Source organism: Bradyrhizobium sp. USDA 4369, from assembly GCF_054056435.1.
In genome coordinates, this window is record NZ_JBSRYH010000001.1 from 871,166 (window position 1) to 895,737 (window position 24,572).

At 65.5% G+C, this 24,572-nt stretch carries 23 protein-coding genes and 1 pseudogene; 13 read left to right on the forward strand and 11 right to left on the reverse strand.

Features of this window, described 5'->3' with window-relative positions; translation table 11 throughout:
• Nucleotides 1–31 precede the first annotated feature (31 nt).
• Nucleotides 32–778, reverse strand: coding sequence for a 3'(2'),5'-bisphosphate nucleotidase CysQ (locus tag ACVIJ6_RS04130; RefSeq protein ID WP_456776895.1), 747 nt, complete (start codon nucleotides 776–778; stop codon nucleotides 32–34).
• A 58-nt stretch (nucleotides 779–836) separates the two neighbouring features.
• Complete coding sequence (locus tag ACVIJ6_RS04135; protein WP_456771605.1) at nucleotides 837–2,231, reverse strand: TldD/PmbA family protein; 1,395 nt, start codon at nucleotides 2,229–2,231, stop codon at nucleotides 837–839.
• A 283-nt stretch (nucleotides 2,232–2,514) separates the two neighbouring features.
• Between ACVIJ6_RS04135 and ACVIJ6_RS04140 the strand changes: the two genes are divergently transcribed.
• Entirely contained in the window at nucleotides 2,515–3,039 is a 525-nt protein-coding gene (locus tag ACVIJ6_RS04140; RefSeq protein ID WP_456771606.1) for a DUF6101 family protein, read from the forward strand.
• Here ACVIJ6_RS04140 and ubiA read toward each other — a convergent pair whose 3' ends face one another.
• The 3 genes from ubiA to ACVIJ6_RS04155 all read right to left on the reverse strand — a co-directional run bounded on the left by ubiA (nucleotide 3,040) and on the right by ACVIJ6_RS04155 (nucleotide 5,334).
• Nucleotides 3,040–3,972, reverse strand: coding sequence for a 4-hydroxybenzoate octaprenyltransferase (gene ubiA, locus ACVIJ6_RS04145; RefSeq protein ID WP_456771607.1), 933 nt, complete (start codon nucleotides 3,970–3,972; stop codon nucleotides 3,040–3,042).
• Nucleotides 3,969–4,637 (reverse strand): hypothetical protein, encoded by a 669-nt coding sequence (locus tag ACVIJ6_RS04150; protein ID WP_456776896.1) that lies wholly within the window; start codon nucleotides 4,635–4,637, stop codon nucleotides 3,969–3,971. The genes ubiA and ACVIJ6_RS04150 overlap by 4 nt, the downstream gene beginning before the upstream one ends.
• A gap of 268 nt (nucleotides 4,638–4,905) precedes the next feature.
• Complete coding sequence (locus ACVIJ6_RS04155) at nucleotides 4,906–5,334, reverse strand: hypothetical protein (protein ID WP_456771608.1); 429 nt, start codon at nucleotides 5,332–5,334, stop codon at nucleotides 4,906–4,908.
• 187 nt (nucleotides 5,335–5,521) lie between these two features.
• Between ACVIJ6_RS04155 and ACVIJ6_RS04160 the strand changes: the two genes are divergently transcribed.
• From ACVIJ6_RS04160 to ACVIJ6_RS04185, 6 genes are all read left to right on the forward strand, one after another.
• Nucleotides 5,522–6,274 (forward strand): 16S rRNA (uracil(1498)-N(3))-methyltransferase, encoded by a 753-nt coding sequence (locus ACVIJ6_RS04160; RefSeq protein WP_456771609.1) that lies wholly within the window; start codon nucleotides 5,522–5,524, stop codon nucleotides 6,272–6,274.
• A gap of 118 nt (nucleotides 6,275–6,392) precedes the next feature.
• Nucleotides 6,393–7,553, forward strand: a complete 1,161-nt coding sequence (locus ACVIJ6_RS04165) for an ATP phosphoribosyltransferase regulatory subunit (RefSeq protein ID WP_456776897.1) — start codon at nucleotides 6,393–6,395, stop codon at nucleotides 7,551–7,553.
• Complete coding sequence (gene hisG / locus ACVIJ6_RS04170; protein ID WP_456771610.1) at nucleotides 7,550–8,527, forward strand: ATP phosphoribosyltransferase; 978 nt, start codon at nucleotides 7,550–7,552, stop codon at nucleotides 8,525–8,527. Before ACVIJ6_RS04165 ends, hisG begins: the two co-directional genes overlap by 4 nt.
• A gap of 77 nt (nucleotides 8,528–8,604) precedes the next feature.
• Entirely contained in the window at nucleotides 8,605–9,648 is a 1,044-nt protein-coding gene (locus ACVIJ6_RS04175; protein WP_456771611.1) for a glycosyltransferase family 2 protein, read from the forward strand.
• On the forward strand, nucleotides 9,645–10,487 hold the full coding sequence (locus tag ACVIJ6_RS04180; protein ID WP_456771612.1) for a ChbG/HpnK family deacetylase: 843 nt from the start codon (nucleotides 9,645–9,647) through the stop codon (nucleotides 10,485–10,487). Before ACVIJ6_RS04175 ends, ACVIJ6_RS04180 begins: the two co-directional genes overlap by 4 nt.
• A gap of 239 nt (nucleotides 10,488–10,726) precedes the next feature.
• Nucleotides 10,727–11,530 (forward strand): DUF2076 domain-containing protein, encoded by an 804-nt coding sequence (locus ACVIJ6_RS04185; protein ID WP_456771613.1) that lies wholly within the window; start codon nucleotides 10,727–10,729, stop codon nucleotides 11,528–11,530.
• 93 nt (nucleotides 11,531–11,623) lie between these two features.
• Here ACVIJ6_RS04185 and ACVIJ6_RS04190 read toward each other — a convergent pair whose 3' ends face one another.
• Entirely contained in the window at nucleotides 11,624–12,373 is a 750-nt protein-coding gene (locus ACVIJ6_RS04190) for a L,D-transpeptidase (protein ID WP_456771614.1), read from the reverse strand.
• A gap of 309 nt (nucleotides 12,374–12,682) precedes the next feature.
• Between ACVIJ6_RS04190 and ACVIJ6_RS04195 the strand changes: the two genes are divergently transcribed.
• Complete coding sequence (locus ACVIJ6_RS04195) at nucleotides 12,683–13,462, forward strand: protein phosphatase CheZ (protein WP_456771615.1); 780 nt, start codon at nucleotides 12,683–12,685, stop codon at nucleotides 13,460–13,462.
• A 106-nt stretch (nucleotides 13,463–13,568) separates the two neighbouring features.
• On the opposite strand, the gene ACVIJ6_RS04200 is transcribed toward ACVIJ6_RS04195, so the two are convergent.
• Nucleotides 13,569–14,081, reverse strand: a complete 513-nt coding sequence (locus ACVIJ6_RS04200) for a hypothetical protein (RefSeq protein ID WP_041750455.1) — start codon at nucleotides 14,079–14,081, stop codon at nucleotides 13,569–13,571.
• A gap of 330 nt (nucleotides 14,082–14,411) precedes the next feature.
• Between ACVIJ6_RS04200 and groES the strand changes: the two genes are divergently transcribed.
• The 3 genes from groES to ACVIJ6_RS04215 all read left to right on the forward strand — a co-directional run bounded on the left by groES (nucleotide 14,412) and on the right by ACVIJ6_RS04215 (nucleotide 17,806).
• Nucleotides 14,412–14,708 (forward strand): co-chaperone GroES, encoded by a 297-nt coding sequence (gene groES / locus ACVIJ6_RS04205; RefSeq protein ID WP_008961387.1) that lies wholly within the window; start codon nucleotides 14,412–14,414, stop codon nucleotides 14,706–14,708.
• Between the two features lie 120 nt (nucleotides 14,709–14,828).
• Entirely contained in the window at nucleotides 14,829–16,472 is a 1,644-nt protein-coding gene (gene groL / locus ACVIJ6_RS04210) for a chaperonin GroEL (RefSeq protein WP_456771616.1), read from the forward strand.
• A gap of 140 nt (nucleotides 16,473–16,612) precedes the next feature.
• Nucleotides 16,613–17,806 (forward strand): hypothetical protein, encoded by a 1,194-nt coding sequence (locus ACVIJ6_RS04215; RefSeq protein ID WP_456771617.1) that lies wholly within the window; start codon nucleotides 16,613–16,615, stop codon nucleotides 17,804–17,806.
• A 109-nt stretch (nucleotides 17,807–17,915) separates the two neighbouring features.
• On the opposite strand, the gene ACVIJ6_RS04220 is transcribed toward ACVIJ6_RS04215, so the two are convergent.
• Both ACVIJ6_RS04220 and ACVIJ6_RS04225 read right to left on the reverse strand, forming a co-directional pair.
• Entirely contained in the window at nucleotides 17,916–18,326 is a 411-nt protein-coding gene (locus tag ACVIJ6_RS04220) for an META domain-containing protein (RefSeq protein WP_456771618.1), read from the reverse strand.
• 145 nt (nucleotides 18,327–18,471) lie between these two features.
• Nucleotides 18,472–20,136 carry an L-lactate permease gene (locus tag ACVIJ6_RS04225; protein WP_456771619.1) on the reverse strand — a complete coding sequence of 555 codons (1,665 nt, stop codon included), beginning with the start codon at nucleotides 20,134–20,136 and terminating at the stop codon, nucleotides 18,472–18,474.
• A gap of 319 nt (nucleotides 20,137–20,455) precedes the next feature.
• On the opposite strand from ACVIJ6_RS04225, the gene ACVIJ6_RS04230 reads away from it, so the two are divergent.
• On the forward strand, nucleotides 20,456–22,222 hold the full coding sequence (locus ACVIJ6_RS04230; RefSeq protein WP_456771620.1) for an ABC transporter ATP-binding protein/permease: 1,767 nt from the start codon (nucleotides 20,456–20,458) through the stop codon (nucleotides 22,220–22,222).
• Nucleotides 22,223–22,605: 383 nt separating this feature from the next.
• Here the strand turns inward: ACVIJ6_RS04230 and ACVIJ6_RS04235 are convergent.
• Nucleotides 22,606–23,561, reverse strand: a pseudogene (locus ACVIJ6_RS04235) (TorF family putative porin).
• Between ACVIJ6_RS04235 and ACVIJ6_RS04240 the strand changes: the two are divergent.
• A complete protein-coding gene (locus ACVIJ6_RS04240) occupies nucleotides 23,455–23,793 on the forward strand; it encodes a hypothetical protein (protein ID WP_456777179.1) in 339 nt (112 codons plus the stop codon). The pseudogene ACVIJ6_RS04235 and the gene ACVIJ6_RS04240 sit on opposite strands and share 107 nt — an antisense overlap.
• A gap of 264 nt (nucleotides 23,794–24,057) precedes the next feature.
• On the opposite strand, the gene ACVIJ6_RS04245 is transcribed toward ACVIJ6_RS04240, so the two are convergent.
• On the reverse strand, nucleotides 24,058–24,504 hold the full coding sequence (locus ACVIJ6_RS04245; protein WP_456771621.1) for a hypothetical protein: 447 nt from the start codon (nucleotides 24,502–24,504) through the stop codon (nucleotides 24,058–24,060).
• Between the last annotated feature and the right edge of the window lie 68 nt (nucleotides 24,505–24,572).

The following is a 24,572-nucleotide window of genomic DNA, read 5'->3' on the forward strand; positions in this document are numbered from 1 at the left end:
GCTGGCGAGTGAAGCGTGCAATCGGAGCCGTTCAGCCTGGCGGTAAGCGGCGGTATTGCGCGACGATATCAGCATGTCGGTCGCGGCCCGCTGCTACCAGCACCCCGTGCACCACTTCCGGACGATTATAGAGGATCGTCTCGCCGGACAATGCGGTCATTTTACCTCCCGCTTCCTGCACGATCAGATGAGCCGCCGCAAGATCCCAATCGCGGCTTTGCCCGCCTGCAAAAGCGGCATCGAGCGCACCGTGCGCAACACGACACAGGCGCAGCGCCAATGATCCGATTCGGGGATGGAGTTCAATTCGGGCAAATTGCGGAGCCAGCTTCTCAACCAGCGGTTTGGGGCCCGCCACGCGCGCAAAGTCCAGTGCAGTCCCCTGGGCGGCATGAACGGGCTGATCATTGAGCGTGGTGCCCTGTCCCAGGCCTGCGAAGAAGAACTCGCGGGTGACAGGGGCATAGACGGCGGCCAGGATCGGCGACTGGTCCTCGACCAAAGCGACGCTCACGCACCAGTCCTGCCGGCTGCCGAGAAAGGATCGGGTGCCGTCGATCGGGTCGACGATCCAGACCCGCGACCGGTCGAGCCGGTCGGGGTCGTCCACGCTTTCTTCCGACAACCAGCCGTAATCGGGCGTGGCCGACCTCAACCGGCGTTCGAGAAGCTCATTGACGGCCATGTCGGCCTCGGACACGGGGGACGATGCCCCCTTGGTCCATTTGCGGAGCTCGGTGCCGAACATCGCGTGCGCCAGTTCGCCGGCCTCGCGCACCGCCTGCTTCAGAAGCCCGACATCCGCCGCAAGGCTCGTCCCGGCCGGTTTCTCGATCTCAGCGTCCGCCAAGCGTCAACCCTTCGATGCGCACCGTCGGCGCATTGACCCCATAGCGGAACTCCAGATCGCTGGCGGGCGTCATCGATTTGAAGATCTCGAACAGGTGACCGGCGATCGTCACCTCGCTCACCGCATAGGTGATCTCGCCATTCTCGATCCAGAAGCCGGACGCGCCCCTGCTGTAGTCGCCGGTCACGCCGTTGACGCCGGAGCCGATCAGGTCGGTAACGTAGAAGCCCTGCTTGATGTCCGAGATGAGCTCCTTGGCCGTCACCACGCCTGCTTCGAGATGCAGGTTGAACGGACCCGGTGATGGCGAGGACGACACCCCGCGATGGGCATGCCCGGTCGTGACCAGGCCAAGCTCGCGTGCCGTCGCGGAATCCAGCAGCCACGTCGTCAGGATACCATCGTCGACCAGCGCGGTCTTCTTCACCTGGACACCTTCGGCGTCGAACGGTTGCGAACGCAGGCCGCGCGGACGCAGCGGATCGTCGATGATGCGGATGTCCTTGGCAAACAGCTGCGCACCGAGCTTGTCCTTCAGGAAGCTGGTCTTGCGCGCGATCGAAGCGCCGTTGATGGCGCCGACGAGATGGCCGACCAGCGAACCGGACACGCGCGGATCGAACACGACCGGCACCTGGCAGGTCGCGACCTTGCGCGGATTGGCGCGCGCCACGGCACGCTCACCGGCGCTGCGGCCGACCGCCGCCGGGGCCAGCAGATCGGCGCCGTGCGGCGCCGCCGTGTAGTCATAGTCGCGCTCCATGCCGGTGCCTTCACCGGAGATCGCGGTCGTCGAGATGCTCTGGCTCGAGCGCAGATACGCGCCGTGAAAGCCGTCGCTCGTGACCAGCACCATGCCGCCGATGCCGGCCGAGGCCGACGCCCCGCCCGATTTGGTCACGCCCTTGACCACCATCGCCGCAGCTTCCGCCTCCTGGGCACGCCGCTCCAACTCGGCGATCACAGGGATCTGCGGATCGAGAAGGTCGAGCTCGGGAATGTTACGGGCCAGCAGCGCGGGATCGGCGAGGCCGACATATTTGTCATCGGGCGCCACGCGGGCCATGGCGACGGCCCGCTCGGCCAGCCGTGCCACACCATCGCCGCTGACGTCGTTGGTCGACACCACGGCCTGACGCTTGCCGACCAGGACACGCAGCCCGACATCGTCGCCTTCGGAGCGTTCGGATTCCTCGACACGACCATCGCGGACCTCGACGCCCTGCGAAACGCCGCGCACCGCGATCGCGTCGGCGGCATCCGCGCCGGCCTTCCGTGCAGCCTCGACCAGCCGCTGGGCGAGCGCCGTGAGCGCGGACTGATCGAGAAGATCGGAATGAACGGAGGTCGACGAAGCAGGAGCTGAGGAGGAAGAGGTCACGAACAAATTCCGATCGATGTCTGGTGGCGACGAGGACGACTCAATCCAAACGAAATGTGGCCTGTTCACGCCGACTTCAAGCAGGCAGGCGGACGGCACGTCGGATTGTCGGCAAATCGGCAAGGTCTCGTCAATCATGCGGGGCAAGCGCTTGTCAATCATGACGGTAAGAGGATCATGCGTCACCGCTGATTAACCAGGCTTCTTAAGCTGAAACGGGCGGGGTGCGTGGCAAGGTCTCACGCATCGACCGGGAACATAATCCCGGCGGGGAGACCAAGCCGTGAGGCGTCAAACAGCAACAGGCGGAAGCAATTCCGCAGGGTCGGGCCGCGCCGTGCGGCTCGACCCTCTTTCCCTGCCCGTCTCGTTCAACGCGCACGATACCCGTGCCGATGGCGGAATCCGGCAGGTCGAACTGCACCGGGAGCGCGTGGTGCTGCGCCGTGCCATCAGCGGCATGCGCATGGCCGTGAACCTCCGCGTCAGCGACTTCCTCGGCATCGCGCTTCGCGAGCTCGACGACTCGCGGATGATGCTGGTTCTCGTCCACCGCGACCCGTCGCTCACCATCCCTCTCTGCGTCGACGACGACCCGGGCGAGATCGCTGCAGCCTGGGCGATGTGGTGCGAGACGTTCGCGCTGCCGCAGCTTCAGGATACGAACAGAGAAGCCGCGCCGCGCCGCCGTCGCCGCAACGCGATCCGCGACCGCCGTCCGCGTTTCCTGATGCGCCGCCGCGTCGGCCACCTGCTGGGTCCGGCGTCGATCTATCGCGGCGAGCGCGAGATCATCGCGCGCAACTGATCACAGGACGCGCAAGACCGCGTCGACCAGCAGGGCTGCGAACAGAAGCAGCCCGGCATCGCGATTCGACTTGAACAGGCGCAGGCACAGCGCCGGATCGGCGGTGTCGAGCCGGCGGACCTGCCAGCCGAGATGGACCGCGAAACCGGCAAGCCCGATCCAGGCCGCCACTCCAGCGTGGGCGGTGACAAAAGCGGCGCCGATCAAGACCACAGCCAGCGCGTAGAAGATGACGAGCGCGAGATGCGTGCGGTCGGCGAACAGCCGCGCCGTCGACTTGATGCCGATCAGCGCATCATCCTCCGCATCCTGATGCGCGTAGATCGTGTCGTAGGCGATCACCCATGCGATCGAGCCGGCGTAGAGCAGCAGCGCCGTGGCATCGAGACGGCCGAACGCGACCGCAAAACCCATCAGCGCGCCCCACGAGAAGGCGAGCCCGAGGACCGTCTGCGGCCACCAGGTGATTCGCTTCATGAACGGATAGATCGCGACGATGATCAGCGATGCGATCCCGGTCAGGATCGCGAAGCGGTTGAACTGCAGCAACACCATCAGGCCGATCAGCGCCTGCGCGACCAGGAAGGCCAGCGCCTGCTTGACGCCGACCTGCCCGGCCGGGATCGGCCGCGAGCGCGTGCGTTCCACCTTGGCGTCGAGATCGCGGTCGGTGATGTCGTTCCAGGTGCAGCCGGCGCCCCGCATCGCGAACGCGCCCACGAAATACAGCCCGATCCAGGCCGGCAGCATCGTGAGCTGTCCCGACATGCCGGCCGCCAGGGCAGCCGACCACCAGCACGGCATCAGCAGCAGCCAGGATCCGATCGGGCGATCGTAGCGGGCCAGCCGCAGATAGGGCCGGCTCCAGACAGGCGCCAGCGTGTCGACCCAATTGCCGGTCGCGTCAGCAACGCGGACGGCAGTGTCGCTCATCGGGTGAGAACGTTGCCGGTCATGGTGTCGAACGCCGACCCGCCCTTCTTGCCGGTGTTGGCTTCGGGCAGCGCGGCGGAGCTCCCCAGCACATCGCTCAGGCTGGGCGCGGCCGGGCTGCCCCGCGTCTGCATCTGAGCGGCCACGGCACAAACCTTCTTCTCAAGGGCTTCCGTGCCCTTGTGACCCGTCTTCAGCTGTTCTGCGATCTGCTGCGGAATGCCGCAACTTGCAGCATGCGCTTCGACATATTTGATCATCTTCACTTCGGCCTTGCCGAAATTGCCGATCAGCTTGCAGGCCTCGTCCGGAGATGCCTTCCGGTCGCTCGCGGCCTTGATCAGCTTGCCGCGCCGCTCCGCCTCTTCGCGTAGCGGGATGAATTCCTTCATGCAGTTGTCCGGCGGGCCGCCCTGGGGCGCGGCCATGGCAGGCGGCTGGAAACCACCACCACCGCCGAACGCAGGCGCTCCGGTGCTTGGAAACGCGGCGGGCGCCGCCGCCGGTGCGGCGGGCCTGCCACCGATCGGTGGAAAGGCCGAGCTGTTATTGGCGGCAGGGCGGGACTCACCCGGCAAGGCCGGGAATGCGCTTTGTGCCAGCGCCGGCCCCGAACAGAGGCCGATCAGCACGGCAAGCGACAACAAGGAATGGCGGGCGATCAAGGGCTGGTTCTCCGGCAAGACCAAAGTTCCTCAAAACTTCCGGACGAAAGCACGATCCGATCCGGTGCCTTTTACGATTCCCGCCCGCTTGGCACAACCGCGGAGTTTGTCACCTCTGCGGCGCAGGGACGCAGCCGCGCCTCAGAATCGCCACAGAGTCCTCGTCGTGGACGAAGGTATCCGCAGAATTGCGAATTCCAGGCAACTGGACCCTGCTCCGACGTGTCATCGTCACATCCTGGAACCGCCGGAACAAGCCGCCGCCGGATCACGTCGCCGTGCAGAGCTTTCGCATCACGGCCAGGGTGTTTTCGTGATTGGCCTTCAGCTGATCCGTGATCTTGGGCGGAATCCCGCACGTCGCGGCGTGCGCGACCGCGTAATCGATCATCTTCGTCTGAGCCAGCTCATACTCATGGACCAGCTGGCAGGCCTCGCCAGGCGCGAAGCGACGCTCGGTCGCCGCCTTGATGAGCTTGGCGCGGCGGGCTGTCTCGTCCCGCAGCGGCGTGAACTCCTTCAGGCAGCTTTCAGGGGGGCGAAAGCCGGCAGCGGCAGGCCCGCCGGGGCTGGCGGCCCGCGGCGGCGTGGCCGCCCCCGCCTGCCCCGCGACCGCCTTGTCGTCGGCTCGACAGGCCCCAGTGAGCGTGAGTACGGTGATGGCGGCGAACGCCCAGCTCCAGTTCTTGTCGATCACCGGCTGTTCTCCTCGCCAAGGCGTCCCGGACGCCGCGTCCCGAATCCGGGCGGGCCACATCGCGGCCGATCCAACCGGCAAAATCTGTCGACAGCGCGGCCAAAAGGCGCCATCGCCAATGCGGCCGGGCGCGGATCATCCGCCTGCTTCGGCGCTGGTCAGGACGTCTTTTCACGGTCGAAGCAACATGCCCGAATACGACTTCAACGCGCCACGCCTGTATGTCGATGCGCCCCTGCAGCACGGCGCCAATGTCGAATTGGACCGCGACCAGAGCAACTATCTCGGCAATGTGCTCCGCCTTGGCGCCGGAGATCGCGTCCTGGTCTTCAACGGCCGCGACGGCGAATGGCAGGGTCTGATCGGCGGCCGCAAGCGGCCCGACAGCTTGACGATCGAGCATCAGACCCGGCCGCAGGACCGGCTCGCTGACCTCGCTTATGTCTTCGCGCCGCTGAAGCACGCGCGGCTCGACTACATGGTCCAGAAGGCGGTCGAAATGGGCGTCTCGTCGCTTGCGCCGGTCATCACCCGCCACACCCAGGTGTCCCGCGTCAATGGCGAGCGCATGCGCGCCAATGTGATCGAGGCGGCCGAGCAATGCGGCATCCTCAGCCTGGCAGAGGTACGCGAGCCGGTGTCGCTGGAGCGTTTCCTGGCGCAGCGCCCGCCGGACCGCCTGCTCGTGTTCTGCGACGAGGCGGCTGACGTCGCCGATCCGCTGCAGGCGCTGCGCGGCGGCAGCGATCGCGCCGGCATCGACCTGCTGATCGGTCCCGAAGGCGGCTTTGCCAGCGAGGAGCGGGAATTGCTGCTGCGGCAGCCGCTTTTGCTCCGGGTCGCGCTCGGGCCACGCATCCTGCGCGCCGACACTGCGGGGGTGGCTGCCCTCGCCCTGATCCAGGCCACTTTGGGAGATTGGCGCAGTCAGAGCCGTTAAGGCCCGTCCCCAATTGTCGTCCGCCGCGTCCATTCATGGTCGAAACCGCGGAATGGCCATGCTAAGGGGCTGCCGCTGCCCGCCGGGCGGCGCACACCCCGAGTGGAACCAGATCGAGATGACCGGACCCGCTTCAACCGGCCCCGCCGCCTGGGCCGACACGCTGCTGCAGTCGTTCGCCCAGGCCGGCTATGACCGCGCCGAGCCGGCGATTCTGCAGCCAGCCGAACCGTTCCTCGATTTGTCCGGGGAAGACATCCGCAAGAGCCTCTACCTGACGACCGACGCGAGCGGCGAGGAGCTCTGCCTGCGCCCCGATCTGACCATTCCGGTGGCACGGGACTATCTGGCCTCCGCCCGCGCCGGCCAGTCCGCGGGCTTCAGCTATCTCGGACCCGTATTTAGATACCGTAACGGCCGACCCGGCGAGTTCCTGCAGGCCGGGATCGAGTCGTTCGGCCGCAAGGATCATCCCGCCGCGGATGCGGAAATGCTGGCGCTGGCGATCGAAGCGACGGCGGCGGCGGGCCTCGCCGAGGTCGAGATCCGCACCGGCGATGTCGCGCTGTTCACCGCTTTGATCGACGCCCTCGACCTCTATCCGGTGTGGCGGCGGCGGCTGATCAAGGACTTCAACCGCAAGGTCACGCTGGAACAGGATCTTGAGCGCCTGGCAGTCGCATCGGCAGCGACGCGCAACGAATATGAAGGTGTCCTTGCCGCGCTCGCCGGTTCGGATCGCAAGGCGGCGCTGGCCCTCGTCACCGACCTGATGTCGATCGCCGGCGCCACCGCCGTCGGCGGCCGGACCGTGGCCGAGATCGCCGATCGCTTCCTGGAACAATCGACCCTCAAGGGCGGCGCCCTGCCGCGCGACGCGCTCAACACGATCAAGCGCTTCCTGGCCATCGCGGGCAATCCGAAGGACTCCGTCAAACAGCTCCGCGCGCTCGCCGCGGACGCCAAGCTCGACATCGCCAGCGCGATCGACGCGCTGGAGGCGCGCGTCGATCTGATGGCCAAGCGTGGCATCGACATCCGCCAGGTGCGCTTCGCCACGGCGTTCGGACGCGGCCTCGACTACTACACCGGCTTCGAGTTCGAATTGCACCGCAGGGATGGCGGCGACGAGCCGCTGGTCGCCGGCGGCCGTTATGACGGGCTGCTGAGCCGGCTCGGCGCGGCGGCACCGATCCCCGCGGTCGGCTTCTCGATCTGGGTCGAGGGTCTCGCCCGGAACAGCGGTCAAAGCACGCCCCAGCATGGGAGAGCATCATGAGCGGCCCGCTCGTCGTCGCCGTTCCGTCCAAGGGGCGCCTGCAGGAAAATGCGGAAGCGTTCTTCGGACGCGCCGGTCTGACCCTGTCGAAACCGGGCGGCGCGCGCGACTATCGCGGCACGATAGCAGGCCTCGACAATGTCGAGATCGCCTATCTGTCCGCGAGTGAGATCGCCTCGCAACTGGCGCGCGGCAGCGTGCATCTCGGCGTGACCGGCGAGGACCTTGTGCGCGAGAGCATTCCGGACGCCGACAAACGCGTGCAGCTGATCGATGCGCTGGGCTTCGGCGGCGCCAATGTCGTCGTCGCCGTGCCGCAGGCCTGGATCGACGTTCGCACCATGGCCGATCTCGACGACGTGACCACCGGGTTTCGCGCCCGGCACAATCACCGCATGCGCGTCGCGACCAAATACATCAACCTGACGCGCAGCTTCTTTGCCGCCCATGGCATCGTCGATTACCGCATCGTCGAGAGCGCCGGCGCGACCGAGGGCGCCCCCGCGGTCGGAACGGCCGAACTGATCGTCGACATCACCAGCACCGGCTCGACGCTCGTCGCCAACGGGCTGAAGGTGCTGGACGACGGCGTGATCCTGCGCAGCCAGGCCAACCTCGTCGCCTCCCGCGATGCCGACTGGTCCGACGGCCCGCGCGAGAGCGCCCGGATCATTCTCGACCACATCCATGCCCGCGCGCGGGCGAGCAAGTACCGCGAGGTGCGCACGCGCTTCAAAGGGTGCGACGCAGCAATGCTGACCGAGGCCCACAACCGGTTCGGCGTCGTGGCGCCCTTCGGCGGGCCAACGTCGTCAGGCATGCTGACCCTGCATTGTCCGCCGGCGCAAATCTACGCGCTGGGCAGCTTCCTCCGCGCGCACGGGGCCGAGACCGTATCGGTCGCCTCGCTCGACTACGTGCTCGACCGCGAGAATCCGCTGTTTGCCCGCCTCGAGGCCTTCCTGCGATCATAAATCGCCGTTCATCGTAGCGACAGGCGGCGGCAGCTACCATATGTTGGTAGGCAGAACGAGGACGAGGACTCTGAGCGATGCTGGGAACTGACGTGTCCGACCTGACTACGACCGCGGCCGATGCCGCGTCGCAGGGTCTGTCGATCGTTATCCCCGTCTACAATGAAGGCGCGGGACTGACGGCGCTGCACGAGCGGCTGAACAACCTCGCACGCTCGCTGCGCCAGCGCTTCGGCCTCGCCTGCGAACTCGTCTATGTCGACGACGGCAGCCGCGACAACACGCTCGCCATCGCGCGCACCTTGCAGGCCGACGCGCTCGACGTTCAGGTGGTGTCGCTGTCGCGCAATTTCGGCAAGGAGGCGGCGCTGATGGCCGGCCTCGATCATGCCCGCCGCGGCGCCGTGCTGTTCATGGATGGCGACGGCCAGCATCCGCCCGCCCTGGTCGAGCAGCTCGTCACGCACTGGATCAAGGACGGCTACGACGTCGTCTACACGGCCAAGGCGCATCGCGACAACGAGCCGTTCCTGCGGCGGGTCGCCGTGCACGGCTTCTATGCGCTGATCAATTGGGGCGCACGGCAGAAGATCCCGGAGGACGCCGGCGACTTCCGCCTGCTGTCGCCGCGCGCCGTAGCCGCGCTGCGCCAGCTGCCCGAGCGCAACCGTTTCTTCAAGGGATTGGCGAGCTGGATCGGCTTTCGCCAGATCCGCGTCGATTACGAACCTGCGGCACGCGCCCACGGCGTCACCAGGTTCAACGTCACCAGCCTGCTCGGCCTGTCGATCGAGGGCCTGACCTCGTTCTCGGTGGCGCCGCTGCGCTTCGCCAGCCTGCTTGGAATCCTGCTCGCCTCGGCGGCCTTCCTGTTTGGTCTGTCGATTCTCTGGGAGACCTTGACCACCGGCAAGTCCGTGCCCGGCTATCCCTCGCTGATGGTCGGCCTGATGACCATCGGCGGCGTCCAGCTGATCATGATCGGCATCATGGGCGAATATATCGGCAAGATCCTCTCGGAGCTGAAGGCGCGCCCGATCTACTTCGTCGCCGAGCACAGCGAGAAGCGTGCTGCGCTCGACACGCGGAGCGACGGCGCCGAAAGGACTGCCGCCGAATGAGCGGAGCGCGGCACCGGCGCATCTGGCTGTGCGCCGATGATTACGGCATCAGTCCAGGGGTCAACCGCGCCATCCGCGACTTGATCGGACGTGGGCGTCTCAACGCGACCTCGGTGATGATGGTCGGCGCAGCGATCGGTCGCGACGAGGTGACGGAGCTGACCAAGGTCGCGGCCGACAGCTCGCGCTGCGCCATCGGCCTGCACGTGACGCTGACAGCGCCGTTCCGACCGCTGACGATGCATTTCCGGCCCGCCGAGGGCGGCATGTTTCCGCCCTTCCCCAAGCTGCTGCGCGCCGGGCTGACCCGCCGGCTCGATCCCGAGATGATCCGCGCCGAGGTGATGGTCCAGCTTGCCGCCTTCAACGAGCTGTTCGGCCGCGCCCCAGATTTCGTCGATGGTCATCAGCATGCGCAGCTTTATCCGCAGGTGCGGGAGGGCTTTCTGGCGGCGGTCAAGGACGCCGCACCATCGGCCTGGGTCCGCCAGGGCGGCCGCCCTGGGCCGCTGATGCCGCGGCTGACTGCGCCGAAGGCCCTGCTGCTGGACGCGCTGAGCGCGCAATTCCGCAAGTATGCCAAGCGCGCCGACATCACCTACAACCCCGCTTTTGCGGGCGCCTACGACTTCACCAAAGCGTCGGACTTCGGCGCCTTGATGGACGGCTTCCTGACCGCGCTGCCTGAGAACGGGCTCGTCATGTGCCATCCTGGCTTCGTGGACGACGTCCTGATCGAGCTCGATCCGTTGACGGTCCAACGGGAGCACGAGCACGCTTATCTCGCTGGCGAGCACTTTCCGGACCTGCTCGAGCGACGCGGGGTGACGCTGGCCTGACCAGATCGTCATCCCGGCGACGAACAAAGCTGCGCGGGACCGCATTTCCTTTCGCAGCGAGGCGGCGCCGGCGTCGCGAGTCCTTCGCAACTCCCAAGTCCTCGCACCTCCCATGACGCTTTGTCGCATACGGAAAGTCGCCTACGGAAATTTAATCCGCGGCCCGGCTGGCCGGACCGCAAAGTCCCCCTAAATCTTGGCCGCGCTTCGCTGGAATCGGCAAGCGGCAGGAGAACCACATGACACCGCAAGAACGCCAACTCATCGACGAATTGTTCGACCGGCTTGCCAGGTTGGAGAGTGCGCCGCGTGACCCAGACGCGGCCGCCGCGATCTCCCAGGCGCTGCAGCGGGCTCCAAACGCCGTGTATGCGCTGGTGCAAACGGTCCTGGTCCAGGACGAGGCTCTGAAGCGCGCCAATGCCCGGATCGAGGAGTTGCAGCACGCCCAGCCGCCGCAGCAGCCTCAGTCCGGCGGCTTCCTCGATTCGATGCGCGACAGCATCTTCGGCTCCGCCAGCAGCCGCGGTTCCGTTCCCAACGTTCCTCCGCCGGCCCCGAGCCGCCCGGTCTGGAACAGCGGCCAGGCCATGCCTCCCGGCTATCAGGGACAGCCCGGCTATTCCGGTCAGCCCGGCCCCTATGATCAAGGCGGTTTCGGCCAGCCGCGGGGCGGCATGTTCGGCGGCGGAGGCGGCTCGTTCCTCGGGACCGCCGCGGCCGCGGCGGCCGGCATGGTCGGCGGCTCACTGCTGCTCGGCGGCATCCGCTCGATGATGGGTGGCGGTTCGCACCAGGCATTCGGTGACACGACCATCATCGAGGAGCGCGGCGGTGGCGCCAGCCCGTGGAGCGACCAGTCGGGCGGCTCCCTGGCGCGCGACGCCGGCCTCGACGACATCGGCCGTTCGGGCGACGGGGGCGGTCGCGCCGGCCTGTTCGATCAGGCGAACTACGACGACAGCGGCAATGGCGATGACGCGAGTTTCGATGCCGACGACGGCTACGGCAACGACGATAATGGCGGCAGCGACTATGCGTGACGCATTATCGTCCTGACCCAGGACTTGAACGACGAAGGCCGCCCCAAGGGCGGCCTTTTCTTTGGTGACCATCACGCAGGACGATCGATCCTTTTAGATCACGATCACGCGGGTTCCGACATTCACGCGTCCGTAGAGATCGATGACGTCCTCGTTGCGCATCCTGATACAGCCGGAGGACACGTTGGTTCCGATGGTCCAGGGCTCGTTGGAACCATGGATCCGGTAGAGCGACGAGCCGAGATACATCGCGCGGGCGCCAAGCGGATTTTCCGGGCCCCCTTCCATGTGTCGCGGCAGGTCGGGCCGCCGCGCCAACATCTCGGGCGGCGGGGTCCAGTCCGGCCACTCCCGCTTCGCCGAGATCGTCTTCACCCCCGACCAGGTGAAGCCCGGGCGGCCGACGCCGATGCCGTAGCGCAGCGCCTTGCCCTCGCCCTGCACCAGATAGAGGAACTTGTTGGGCGTATCGACGACGATCGTGCCCGGCCTTTCTTTGCCATCATAGTCAACGATCTGCTTCTCGTATTTCGGGTCGAGCGGCCGCTGGCTCTGCTCATAGGCCTCCTCGTCCGGTACTGCCTGCGGCTGGTAGTAAGACGGCTGCTGCTGGTACATCGGCTGAGCGCCGCGGCCGCCCTGCGGATCGCCGAACAGGAATTCGATGAAGCCGCCGCCCATGCGCGAGCGTTCGACATAGGCGGTGCGCACCGGGGCCATCTGCTGCGGAGGGCCGCTATAGATCACCGTCGGCTGTTGAAATCCCTGAGCTACGGCCCGATCCAGACCCGCATAGAAAAAGCACGCGCCGGCCAGCAGCGCCGTGGAGAATGATTTGAACATCGACGTACTCTGTACTGTTTCGTCTGGAGACTGTCGTCGCGCGGAAGACCACCGAGATCGGCCGCACATCGTCAATAAAGAGCAAAACCCGATCGCTTTGGTAAACGACGGGGCCGTCTGGATTCACCATCGAGGCAGATGACAGCGGATTCGATCGCTAGCGTTTATTTTGGGTGAAGGGCGCAGACGCATGGTTAATCGTTGATGCATGGCGCACGCGAGCGTTGCGGGGTCGGGTTCCTGCCGTGAACGCGATGTTAAATAGCGTCCGAGTAGAACTGAGTGCAGTAAAAGGTCAGGGATACTCTCATGCCGGTTCGCAAGCGTTTCCGTATCGAAGAAGCAATCGTCGGCCATATGCCGGAGCCAGACTTCGTGGGTGGCGAGATCGGCCCCAACCACAAGGAAATCATGGACGAACTGCGCGCAATCCGCGCTCAGATGGCCAATGCGATCCGCAGCGGCGGTGGCAACAGGGCCAACGCCGTCATCGAAGAGTCCGCCGCCCGCGAGGTCGCCGAAGCGCGCGCGCTGATCGAGACCTATCGCGCTCAGATCGAGCAATGCGAGAAGCTGAAGATCGAGCTGGACCTGATCCACGATGCGATCAACCGCACCAAGGGCGAGATCGCGACCCTCCATGCCAAGAGCTTCAATGGCGAGGAGATGGCCAAGGTCAACGGTGAACTCGGCGCCGTGGTCGGCGGCACCGAACAGGCGACCCAGCAGATCCTCGAAGCCGCGGAAGCCATCGACCAGGCCGCCAGCGCGCTCGGCAAGGTGGATTCGGCGGATCAGCAGAAGATCCTGAGCGAAGAGATCCAGGAGCGCGTGGTCTCGATCTTCGAGGCCTGCAACTTCCAGGACCTGACCGGCCAGCGCATCAACAAGGTCATGACCACCATGAAGTTCATCGAACACCACATCGTGGTGATGATGGACATCTGGGGCGGCGTCGACGCCATCAAGGCGCATGTGCCGCCGGTCGTCGACACCCGCGAGGGCGACGCCAGGCTGCTGAACGGCCCGAAGGCGGAAGGCGAGATCGGCCACGCCTCGCAGGACGATATCGACGCGATGTTCAACTGAACGCGCGGCCGCGCCTGGAGCGAAGGCTCCGCGAGGTGCGCCTCACAAAAAACGCCGGCGTTCCCGCCGGCGTTTTTCGTTCATCAGTCACGATGGGAACGGATCGTCAGGCCCGCGGTCCGCAGCGCACATAGACCATGTTGCCGTAACGTGTTCCGGCATCCTTGTCGACGAACCGGGTGACCAGGACCCGGCCATCGAAGGAAATGACCTCGCGGTCCTGCTCGCCGCCGGGGGGACCTTCGGGACCGATATAATTCTTGCCGCTGGCAGAGCCCTTCAGCCGTAACTCCTGGGGGGTCGCCTGGTCGGCCAGATGCATCACGACGCCGCCGGCCGTGCCGGGACCGATCGTGTAGGGCTGCTTGCACTGAGCCAGCGCCATCTTTTCAGTGCGCGCCCGATCGTTCGGATTCTGATACGAGGCCAAGCCCCATTTGCCCACGATCTCGTCAGGACGGATCGTCGCGGGCCGCTCGGGCTCCACCGCCATCTCCGGCGGCGCCGCGGGGGTCGACGGCGACAGGTTGAAGCCACCCGCGCACGCTCCCAGAAACATCGTGAGCGCCGACGCGATCGCGAGATTGGCAACCGGCCGCACGCACCGTGGACTCGTCATGGCATCCCCTTAGGAACAAGATCATGGCCGCCCCGTCTGGCAACCAAGCGCAAAACGCACGCAAGAGCAACGACGTCGGATGACGACGCCGCTCCACTAACATGTCTTGGCTAGGACAACATCCCCTAACAGCCTCAAGAAGCGCTTAACCGTCCGCCTTTGCTTGACAGGATCGGCGGCAAGCCATATTTCCCCGAACGGTCTTTAGCACTCGGAGGGCACGATTGCTAAAGCCGCGAGTCAGTTGGCACCACGTTGGCGCCAAATGTGGCCGCATTCAGATTTCCTCCGCCAGTAACCGTTATCGAAGCACCCCAAAAGGGACCCGTCATGGCCAAATCGAAGTTTCGTCCCCTGCACGACCGCGTCGTGGTTAAGCGCATCGACGCCGAAGAGAAGACCAAGGGCGGCATCATCATTCCCGACAGCGCCAAGGAAAAGCCCTCGCAGGGCGAAGTCGTTGCCGTCGGCCCCGGCGGCCGTGACGAAAGCGGCAAGCTGATCCCGATCGACGTCAAGGTCGGCGACCGCGTGCTGTTCGGCAAGTGGTCCGGCACCGAGGTCAAGCTGGACGGCGAGGAACTCCTGATCATGAAGGAGTCCGACATCATGGGCGTCGTCGCCTGATCCCGACCGCCCGGGGCGGCCGTGCGCCGCCCGGGGCGACAATGCTTTGCAGCCTTGATCCGGTGACAGACGGGCGATCACGCCGCTGGCCGTCGAGGTCCACTCCAGGAGAGATTTTACATGGCAGCCAAGGACGTCAAATTCGCTGGCGACGCGCGCGACCGCATGCTGCGCGGCGTCGACATTCTCGCCAACGCCGTCAAGGTGACGCTCGGCCCGAAGGGCCGCAACGTCGTCATCGAGAAGAGCTTCGGCGCTCCGCGCATCACCAAGGACGGCGTCACCGTCGCCAAGGAGATCGAGCTGGAGGACAAGTTCGAGAACATGGGCGCGCAGATGCTGCGCGAGGTCGCCTCCAAGACCAACGACCTGGCCGGCGACGGCACCACCACCGCGACCGTGCTCGCCCAGGCGATCGTCCGCGAGGGCGCCAAGGCGGTTGCCGCCGGCATGAACCCGATGGACCTGAAGCGCGGCATCGACACCGCGGTTGCCGCGGTCATCAAGGACATCGAGAAGCGCGCCAAGCCGGTCGCCTCCTCCGCCGAGGTCGCCCAGGTCGGCACCATCTCCGCCAATGGCGACGCCGCCATCGGCAAGATGATCGCCCAGGCGATGCAGAAGGTCGGCAATGAGGGCGTGATCACGGTCGAGGAGAACAAGTCGCTCGAGACCGAGGTCGACATCGTCGAGGGCATGAAGTTCGACCGCGGCTATCTCTCGCCGTACTTCGTCACCAATGCCGAGAAGATGACCGCCGAGCTCGACGACGTCTACGTGCTGTTGCACGAGAAGAAGCTGTCGGGCCTGCAGGCCATGCTGCCGGTGCTCGAAGCCGTCGTGCAGTCGGGCCGTCCGCTGCTGATCATCGCTGAGGACGTCGAGGGCGAGGCGCTGGCCACCCTGGTCGTCAACCGCCTGCGCGGCGGCCTCAAGGTCGCAGCCGTCAAGGCGCCGGGCTTCGGTGACCGCCGCAAGGCCATGCTCGAGGACATCGCGATCCTGACCGGCGGCCAGCTGATCTCCGACGATCTCGGCATGAAGCTCGAGAACGTCACGATCAAGATGCTCGGCCGCGCCAAGAAGGTCGTGATCGACAAGGAGAACACCACGATCGTCAACGGCGCCGGCAAGAAGGCCGACATCGAGGCGCGCGTCGGCCAGATCAAGGCGCAGATCGAGGAGACCACCTCGGACTACGACCGTGAGAAGCTGCAGGAGCGTTTGGCCAAGCTCGCGGGCGGCGTCGCGGTGATCCGCGTCGGCGGCGCGACCGAGATCGAGGTCAAGGAGAAGAAGGACCGCGTCGAGGACGCCCTCAACGCGACCCGCGCGGCTGTGCAGGAAGGCATCGTCCCCGGCGGCGGCGTGGCGCTGCTGCGCGCCAAGAAGGCGGTCGGCCGCATCACCAACCCGAACTCGGACGTCCAGGCCGGCATCAACATCGTGCTGAAGGCGCTCGAGGCTCCGGTGCGCCAGATCGCCGAGAACGCCGGCGTCGAGGGCTCGATCGTGGTCGGCAAGATCCTGGAAGAAAAGTCCGAGACCTTCGGCTTCGACGCCCAGACCGAGGACTATGTCGACATGGTCGCCAAGGGCATCATCGACCCGGCCAAGGTCGTCCGCACCGCGCTGCAGGACGCCTCCTCGGTCGCCGGCCTCCTGGTCACCACCGAGGCGATGGTCGCCGAGTTGCCGAAGGAAGCGGCTCCGGCCATGCCCGCCGGCGGCGGCATGGGTGGCATGGGTGGCATGGGCTTCTGAGCCCCGCCCTGACCCAGCACGATCGTTCAGAAGGCCGCCTCCGGGCGGCCTTCTTTTTCGCGGAGTGTCCGGACGGGGGTGCAGCGATCGCAAATCGGCGCTACAGCTAGCGCCGATTCTGCTCCCACAAGGATTTTCAGATGCGCGCGATTTTGATTGCGCTTGCCGTGATTGCAGCGGCTGCGCCGGAACTCGGTTGGGCCCAGGCCAAGAGCGGGAGCAAGGCGGCCCCGGCCAACGAGACACGCTACTTCACGGCGCTCGACGGCCTGATGGATGGGAACGCGGACGTCATCCTGAAGGAAACGCGGCAGGGCAAGACCGTCACCGGGGCGACCCTCGACGTCTGTTATCCCACCGCGAAGAATTCCGACCGCAAGGACCGCTTCGTGGTCAATCTCGCGGTCAATGGCCAATCGCTGACCGGCACCACCCAGAGCAACGGCGCCAAGGAGCCGGTGTCCGTCAAGCTGACGCGCAAGCCGAACGGCGACACGTTCGAGTTCCGGGGGCAGATCACGATCGGCAAGACCGTCACCGAGGTGGCGTCGACCGACAATTCGGACATCAGCGAGAAAGAGTTCCAGGAGAGCCAGTCGAGCGACGACGGCATCAGCGCGCAGCCGAAGGATTTCACCGATGTCTCGCCTGAAGCGCTCTCGGTCCGCCTCAAGCTCGACGCTGTGGTCGATTTCCTGAAAAGCCTGAAGGGCCAGGATGTCGAGGTCTCGCTGTCGAGCCTGAACGTCACCTGCGACGCCTTGCGGGCGGGCGAACAGACCATCAGCATGACCGTCGATCCGGAGCGGGCCGGAGCCCTGATCGCCAAGGCGCGCGCCATGAACGGCGTCGTGACCGCCGGCTGGACTGCCGGCATGGTCGAGATGGACCGGGCCATCCGCTTTGCCGCTGCCGATTGGCGTGAAGGCGACAAGATCAACAAGGACAAATTGGCGAGCGCGATCTCGGACGTGCTGGCCAAGACTTACGCGGCGAAGCCGACCAGCGCGGCCTGGAACCCGGTGACCGGAAAACTGAAACTCACCCTGAAGCGGCCGAGCCAGCTGATGCCGGCGCTCGAACTCACCGATGTCATCGAGGTCAGCGGCCTGGTCTCCGCCGACAAGCCGGGTGGCGCGGACGCGCTGATGCTGTGGATCAGCAGCCCGACCACGACCACCATCGATGAGGCCGCGGGCGGCAAGCTGGTCTTATCCGACGAATCCTCCGGCGACGAGGAGGGCGACACACGCGACGATGGCGGTGCCATCGACGAGCTGGCCAAGGCCTTCAAGGCCAAGCGCTGGGACGCGGACAACTCCGTCTGGAAGTAGCGCGCGATCCATGACGGCAGGCGCCGCGATGTCGGTCTCGCACTCCAGGGGAGGGTGACAGCGAGGCCTGCACGCCGATTGATATGACTTTGGAAACGGTCGTCTCGGCTCAATTGGTGTTGAGCCGGAAGCGCAGGGTCTTCGGCCCGATGAAGGTGATCAGGTCGCCCTGACGCTTCCAATTCGTCGCCGCGCCGAGGGCCGCGATCAGTTCGTCATCGGCCTGGGCCCGTGCGGCAGGGCAGTTGCGATCCTCGATCTTGCCGGCGATGAAGATGATGCTGTTGCCCGCAACCGAGAACTGACCTTTCCCGCCCTTGCACCAGAGCTCCAGCACCGTCTCGCCATTGTCGCCGATGTCGAGATCCGGGACGCGCTTCGAGCCCGGCTGGGGCAGCGCGTCGAGTGTCATTTCCATCCCGAACGGAAAGCCCTCATCCGCCGCGGCAGGACTGGCCACAACCGACGCAAGCAACAGAACCGCAACCGAGCCGGCCGCGAAAAGTCCAGATCTCACCATGCCCCCTCGAACTCCAGACACGCGATCGGCCATCAGCGGTCACGATTCGCATTGACGCGCACGGCTCCCGCACAAATGTGACCCAAACATAGCAATCCCCGCGCCGCCTGGGCGACGCGGGGATCTTTTTAGCGACGCGCCGACGCTACTTCAGCACCATCGCGGTGAACGGATAGACATAGGCTTGCAAGGTCACGAACAGGCCGACCAAGCAGGCCAGCACGATCGAGTGCAGGAAGACGTAGCGCAGGATCGAGCTCTCATGGCCGTACCAATTGGTAGCAGTCGAGGCGACCACGATCGATTGCGCATCGATCATCTTGCCCATGACGCCGCCGGACGAGTTGGCCGCCGCCATCAGCACCGGCGACAGGCCGAGCTGCTCGGAGGTGATCTTCTGCAGATTGCCGAACAGCACGTTGGAGGCGGTGTCCGATCCCGTCAGCGCCACGCCCAGCCAGCCGAGCAAGGTGCCGAAGAACGGGTAGAGCACGCCGGTCGCCGCGAAAGCGAGGCCGAGCGTCGCGTCCACACCGGACAGCCGGGTCAGCGTGCCGATCGCAAGCATGGCCGAGATCGTGATCAGCGAGATCGCGCAGAGCCGGATGGTGCGGCCATATTCGGCGATCAGTTTGCCAGGCCCGACCCCCATCAGGAAGCCGGAGATGATCGCGGCGATCAGCATGCCGGTGCCGGTGAAGGTCAGATAGGTGAACGAGAACACCGCGCCTTCAGGCGTGGGCTTCGCAGCCACCGGCGGCATCTTGTTGATCAGCTTGTCGAGCTCGGGGACGGGATAGCTCCAGGTGAAGATCGAGTTCGCCCAGCTCTTGAAGGCGCCGTTGCCCCAGATCAGCATGATCACGCAGACGATGATCCAGGGCAGCAGCGCGCCCCACAGCTCGGCTTGGGTCAGCGGCGTGCGGTCGAGCGGCTTTTGCGCCGCCATCGTGGCTGCCGATTCGTCGCGACCGCGCAGCGCCGGCGACAGCCAGAGCTGGCGCGGCTGCCAGACCTTCAGGAACAGGATCAGCGCGCCCATCGAGATCAGCGAGGCGCCGATGTCGACGATCCACGGATTGACGTAGTTCGAAATCAGGAACTGCGGCACAGCGAAGGAGATGGCGGTGACGAGGATGGCTGGCCAGACGTCCTTCATGCCCTTCCAGCCTGCAAACGCCCAGATCACCCAGAACGGCACGATCAGCGAGAACACCGGCAGCTGACGGCCGACCATGGCGCCGAGGATGTAGGGGTCGAGACCGGTCACCGAGGCGAGGCCCTGGATCGGCGTGCCCAGCGCGCCATAGGCCACCGGCGCGGTGTTGGCGATCAGCGACAGGCCGGAGGCCGCAAGCGGCGAGAAGCCGAGTCCGATCAGCACGGCGCCGGTGATCGCCACCGGGGTGCCGAAGCCCGACGCGCCCTCGAAGAACGCGCCGAACGAGAAGGCGACCAGCAGGAGTTGCAGACGGCGGTCCTCGGTGACGCCGCCGATCGCCCGCTTCAGGAGCTCGAAGCGGCCGGTCGAGACCGTGACCTGGTAGAGGAAGATGACGTTCAGCACGATCCAGCCGATCGGGAAGAAGCCGGTCACGACGCCCAGGAACGTCGCACGCAGCGACATGTTGGCCGGCATCGTGAAGACGAAGATCGTGATCAGGTTGGTCAGGATCACGGCGATGATCGCCGCGATATGCGCCTTCACCTTGCCGCTGGCGATCAGCACCAGCAGCGTCACCACCGGCACGGCCGCCGCCAGTGTCGACAGCGCCGGGCTCCCCAACGGGTCGTAAATTTGATTCCACATCGTGACTTCTCCCCCCACATTCTTGTTGTTGGACCAGCTCCGGCGGGACGGACCAGGTCTGCTCGCCCGTCGCGCCGGGCAAGAAAGCCGCAAAAACGAGATCACAAAGCCGACAACGCCCCACTCTGCTCAAATTCTCGCGAAATCTGACAGCGGCGGCGACGTCTCTTGTATGCAGCATGCTACGGTTTGCCGCACGCGACCGACAAGCCGGCGGGCAGCGGCGGCCTTACGACTTTAGTCTAGACAGCCCACCGAGACTGCGAAATTCTCGTTCTTGTCCAGTCCGTTAAGCCCTTTTCTCAGGAGCAGCCTTTCTGTGAACAATCTGCGCTCGACCCTCGCGACCGTCTGGCGGATCGCCATCCCCTACTTCCGCTCCGAGGACAAGGTCGCCGGCCGCTCCCTGCTCGCGGCCGTGATCGTCATCGAGCTTTCGCTGGTCGCCATCGATGTGCTCGTGAACCAGTGGTACAATCGGTTCTACAATGCGCTTCAGGACCGCAATTGGAGCACCTTCACCTGGGAGCTGGGCGTCTTCATCGTCCTGGCGAGCGTCAGCGTCGCACTCTCCGTCTACCAGCTCTATCTCAATCAATGGCTTCAGATCCGGTGGCGCCAGTGGATGACGCGGGTCTATCTCAGCCAATGGCTCGACCGGGCCAACCATTACCGCATGCAGCTCAAGGGCGACGCAGCCGACAATCCGGATCAGCGCATCGCCGATGACGTGCAGATGTTCGTCGAAAAGACGCTGAGCATCACGATCGGCCTGCTGAGCTCGATCGTCACACTGGCCTCGTTCGTCGTGATCCTGTGGGGGCTCTCCGAGGCAGCTCCGCTGACCATCGGCGGCCAGGAATTCGCCATTCCGGGCTATTTGGTGTGGGCGGCGCTGATCTACGCCATCTTCGGCACGGCGCTGACGCATTGGATCGGGTCGCCCCTGGTGAACCTGTCGTTCCAACAGCAGCGTTTCGAAGCCGACTTCCGCTTCAATCTGGTGCGCGTTCGCGAGAATTCCGAGCAGATCGCGCTGCTGCGGGGCGAGCATGCCGAGCGCGGGCGCCTGATGGAACGCTTCGGCAGCGTCATCGACAACTGGTACAGCATCATGAGCCGGACCAAGCGGCTGACCGCCTTCACGGCCAGCTACTCGCAAGCCGCCGTAATCTTCCCCTTCATCCTGACCGCCCCCGCCTATTTTGCCGGCAAGATCCAGCTAGGCGGCATGCTGCAGACCTCGTCGGCCTTCGGGAGCGTGCAGAAGGCGCTGTCGTTCTTCGTCAGCGCCTATCGCACCCTGGCGGACTGGCGCGCGATCGTGGCTCGACTTGATGGCTTCGAGATGTCGATCGAGAGCGCTACCACGCTCTCCAGCGAGCCGCAGACAGTCGGCGTGGTGGACCATGCCGGCGACAGCATCGAGCTCGCCCAGCTGCTGCTGAAGCTGCCGAACGGCCTGCCGCTGATCGCGGCCGACGGGTTCAGCATCAAGAGCAGCGAGCGCACGCTGCTGACCGGGCCATCCGGCGCCGGCAAGTCGACCTTGTTCCGCGCCATCGCCGGCGTCTGGCCGTTCGGCAGCGGCGCCATCAGCGTCCCCGCGCATGCCAAGCTGATGATGCTGCCGCAGCGCCCGTATTTCCCGATCGGCACGCTGAAGGCCGCGATCGTCTACCCGGCTGCGCCGGACAGCTTCAGCGTCGAGCAGGTCAAGGATGCGCTGGCTGCGGTCGGGTTGCCGCAGCTGGCGGACCGGCTGGACGAGGACGCACATTGGAATCGCATGCTGTCGCTCGGCGAGCAGCAGCGCCTCGGGATGGCCCGCGCCCTGCTGCATGGCCCGCAATATCTGTTCCTGGACGAAGCGACGGCCTCGCTCGACGAGCCGAGCGAAGCGCGGCTCTATCGCGTGATCGCCGAGCGCCTGCCGCAGACCACGGTCGTCTCGATCGGCCACCGCTCCACCCTGCACGACTTCCATGACCGCAAGGTCGAGCTGATTCGGGAGGGCGACCGGTTCACGCTGCGGCCAACCACGCCGGCAGCAGCGGCGGACGCCACGACAGGTGGCGCGGAGTAGCCGCGCCGACGCCCCCGCACCACGAGACGGCCCCCCCGACAGGCGCGCATGTTCCGCGCCTGTTTCATCGAGCCCGGCCGCTCAGTCCTCCTCCGATGGCGCGTGCGCCCCGCCCTGGATCATCACTCGGCCTCGCTCAATCAGCCGCCGGGAGCGGCCTCGCGTTGAGCGTCATCGTGGTCGGGCAGGTTCGCCACCGGCCTGGGCATCTCAGATGACCAGCGGACTCCAGGGCTGCAATTGAGCGAATGAAAGTCTGACCGGCCCCGCACCGACCAAGCCCGCGATGCCGCTCGCGAGGAACAGCCGGACCGCCGGGCAAGCAAAAGGGCGGCAGATTGCTCTGCCGCCCTTGCTTGAAAAAACGTTCCGCCTAGCGATGTTTACTTCAGGTTGGTCATCGCCGTCAGGTCGACCGAGAGCTTGGCAATGCCAGTCGCACCGCACCACTCGAGCCCAGGCCAGTCGGATTGATCGGCGTGACGCTGGTGGTGCCGCCTGCGGTGAAGTCACCCGTGAAGGCGTTGCAATTGCCCTTCGACAGGTCGGTGTCGGAGTAGCGCAGATCCAGCGTGAAGACCTTGTAGGTGAAGCCGACGCCGATATTCCAGGTGTTGTAATCGGCATATTTGATGCCGTTCGGGAACGCAGCCGTGCCGTAGAAGCTGTCGGTGGTGCCGAACCACTGACGGCCGAACTCACCGGAGACGTACATGCCGACGCCGCTCGAACCGAACACAGTGCTCGGGGCGGTATACTTGCCGGTGACCGAAGCGTAGTTGCCCCAGGCGCCGGAGTTCAGGAAGCTCGGGGTGTAGAACTCGGTGACGCCGAACGTCCAATTGTCGTTCACCGTGTAGTTCATCTTGCCATACACTTCGAAGAAGCTGACGTCCTTCTTCATCGTGTTGCCGTTGGCGAGCGCGTTCGCGGCGCACTCTGCGCCCTGGAAGCGACCAGAGGCGTCGAATCCGGTGCCGCCGAATTGGCAGGTGCCGCCCGGATACAGATAGCCCCAGACGCCGATGTCGAAGGCAAAGGCGCCGAAGGTCGGGCGGATACCGCCGTAGACGTCGATCTCGGCAGCAGCGCGGTTCGGGAAGGAGATGCTCTCACCGGCAACGCCGATGTAGAACTGCAGATCCTTGTTGACGTTGAAGCGCGGCTCGAAATAGGCGGCCACCGACGGCTTGTGGTTCGACTGGGTGATACCGCGGAACACGTAGTCGTTCATGATCGCTGCGCCGAAGGCGATATCCCAGGGATCAAACGCCGGGGCGGGCGGCGCCTTCAGGGCCTTCACCGCCATATCAGCGGCCGAAGCCGATCCGGACATCATTGCCAGCGCCGTTGCCAACAAAGCCAACTTCTTCATGAAGATCCCCATCACCCAAATTTCGAACATCAGCCCGACATTCGGCCCCCCAGGGCGCAAACAAGGCCGGCTGCGTCTATCGGACGCAATTTGTGCCAGGGTCCCGCCGCAGGTGAAGCAAAAAAGCGCGGCATCTGCCGCCTTTTTGGGCGATTTGACAATTCTACGGCAGGTTGTCCGCGCCTGTTGCATTTGAACAACAAGTCTTCGTGTCACGCGGTACCCCGAACCTGCCCCGAGCACAGGATGAATGCGCATCTGTCAGCGTCGTCCCAACTGAATCGGGGTGAGAGACAGACGGCTCCGTCACGGATTCGCGCGGCCGTAGAATTGCGGGCGACGATTCGACGAGCGCCGCGACGAGGAGCCAATCGCGATCAGCAACAAACAACGAGGCCGCAGCGTCGCCGCTGCGGCCTCGTCATGTGGTCTGGTCGGTCGTCAGAACGGGCCGAAGAGATCAGCTCTCCGACGCGGTCCCCTCTCCGGCCTCATGCTCCTCGGAAGCTGGGCTCGGCATCGCCCAGCTGGTCTCGGACGCCGCTTCGGCCTCGTTCACTTCGGGGGTTTCGACCAGCGGAGCCTTCTTCGGCGCGCGCTTCTTGGCGGCCTTCTTCGGCGCAGCCGGCGCCTTGGTCGCCGATTTGGTCGCCGCCGATTTCTTGGCCTTCTTGGCGGGAGCCTTGGCCGCGCTCTTGGCGGCCTTCTTCGCCGCGCCCTTCACCGCCTTCTTCGCCTTCTTGGCGGGAGCCTTCACCGCTTTCTTGGCAGCTTTCTTTACGGTCTTCTTCGCAGCCTTCTTGGCAGACTTCTTCGTCGCCTTCTTGGCTGCCTTGGCCTGCGCCATCAGCTTCTTCTTGTCCTTCTTTTCTTTCTTGTCCTTCTTGGCCTTCTTGTCCTTCGCCATCAGAAACCCTCCAGTTGCCGCCGATCGATCACATCATCCGGCGAGACGGGCCGGCTGTCCGCACGCGC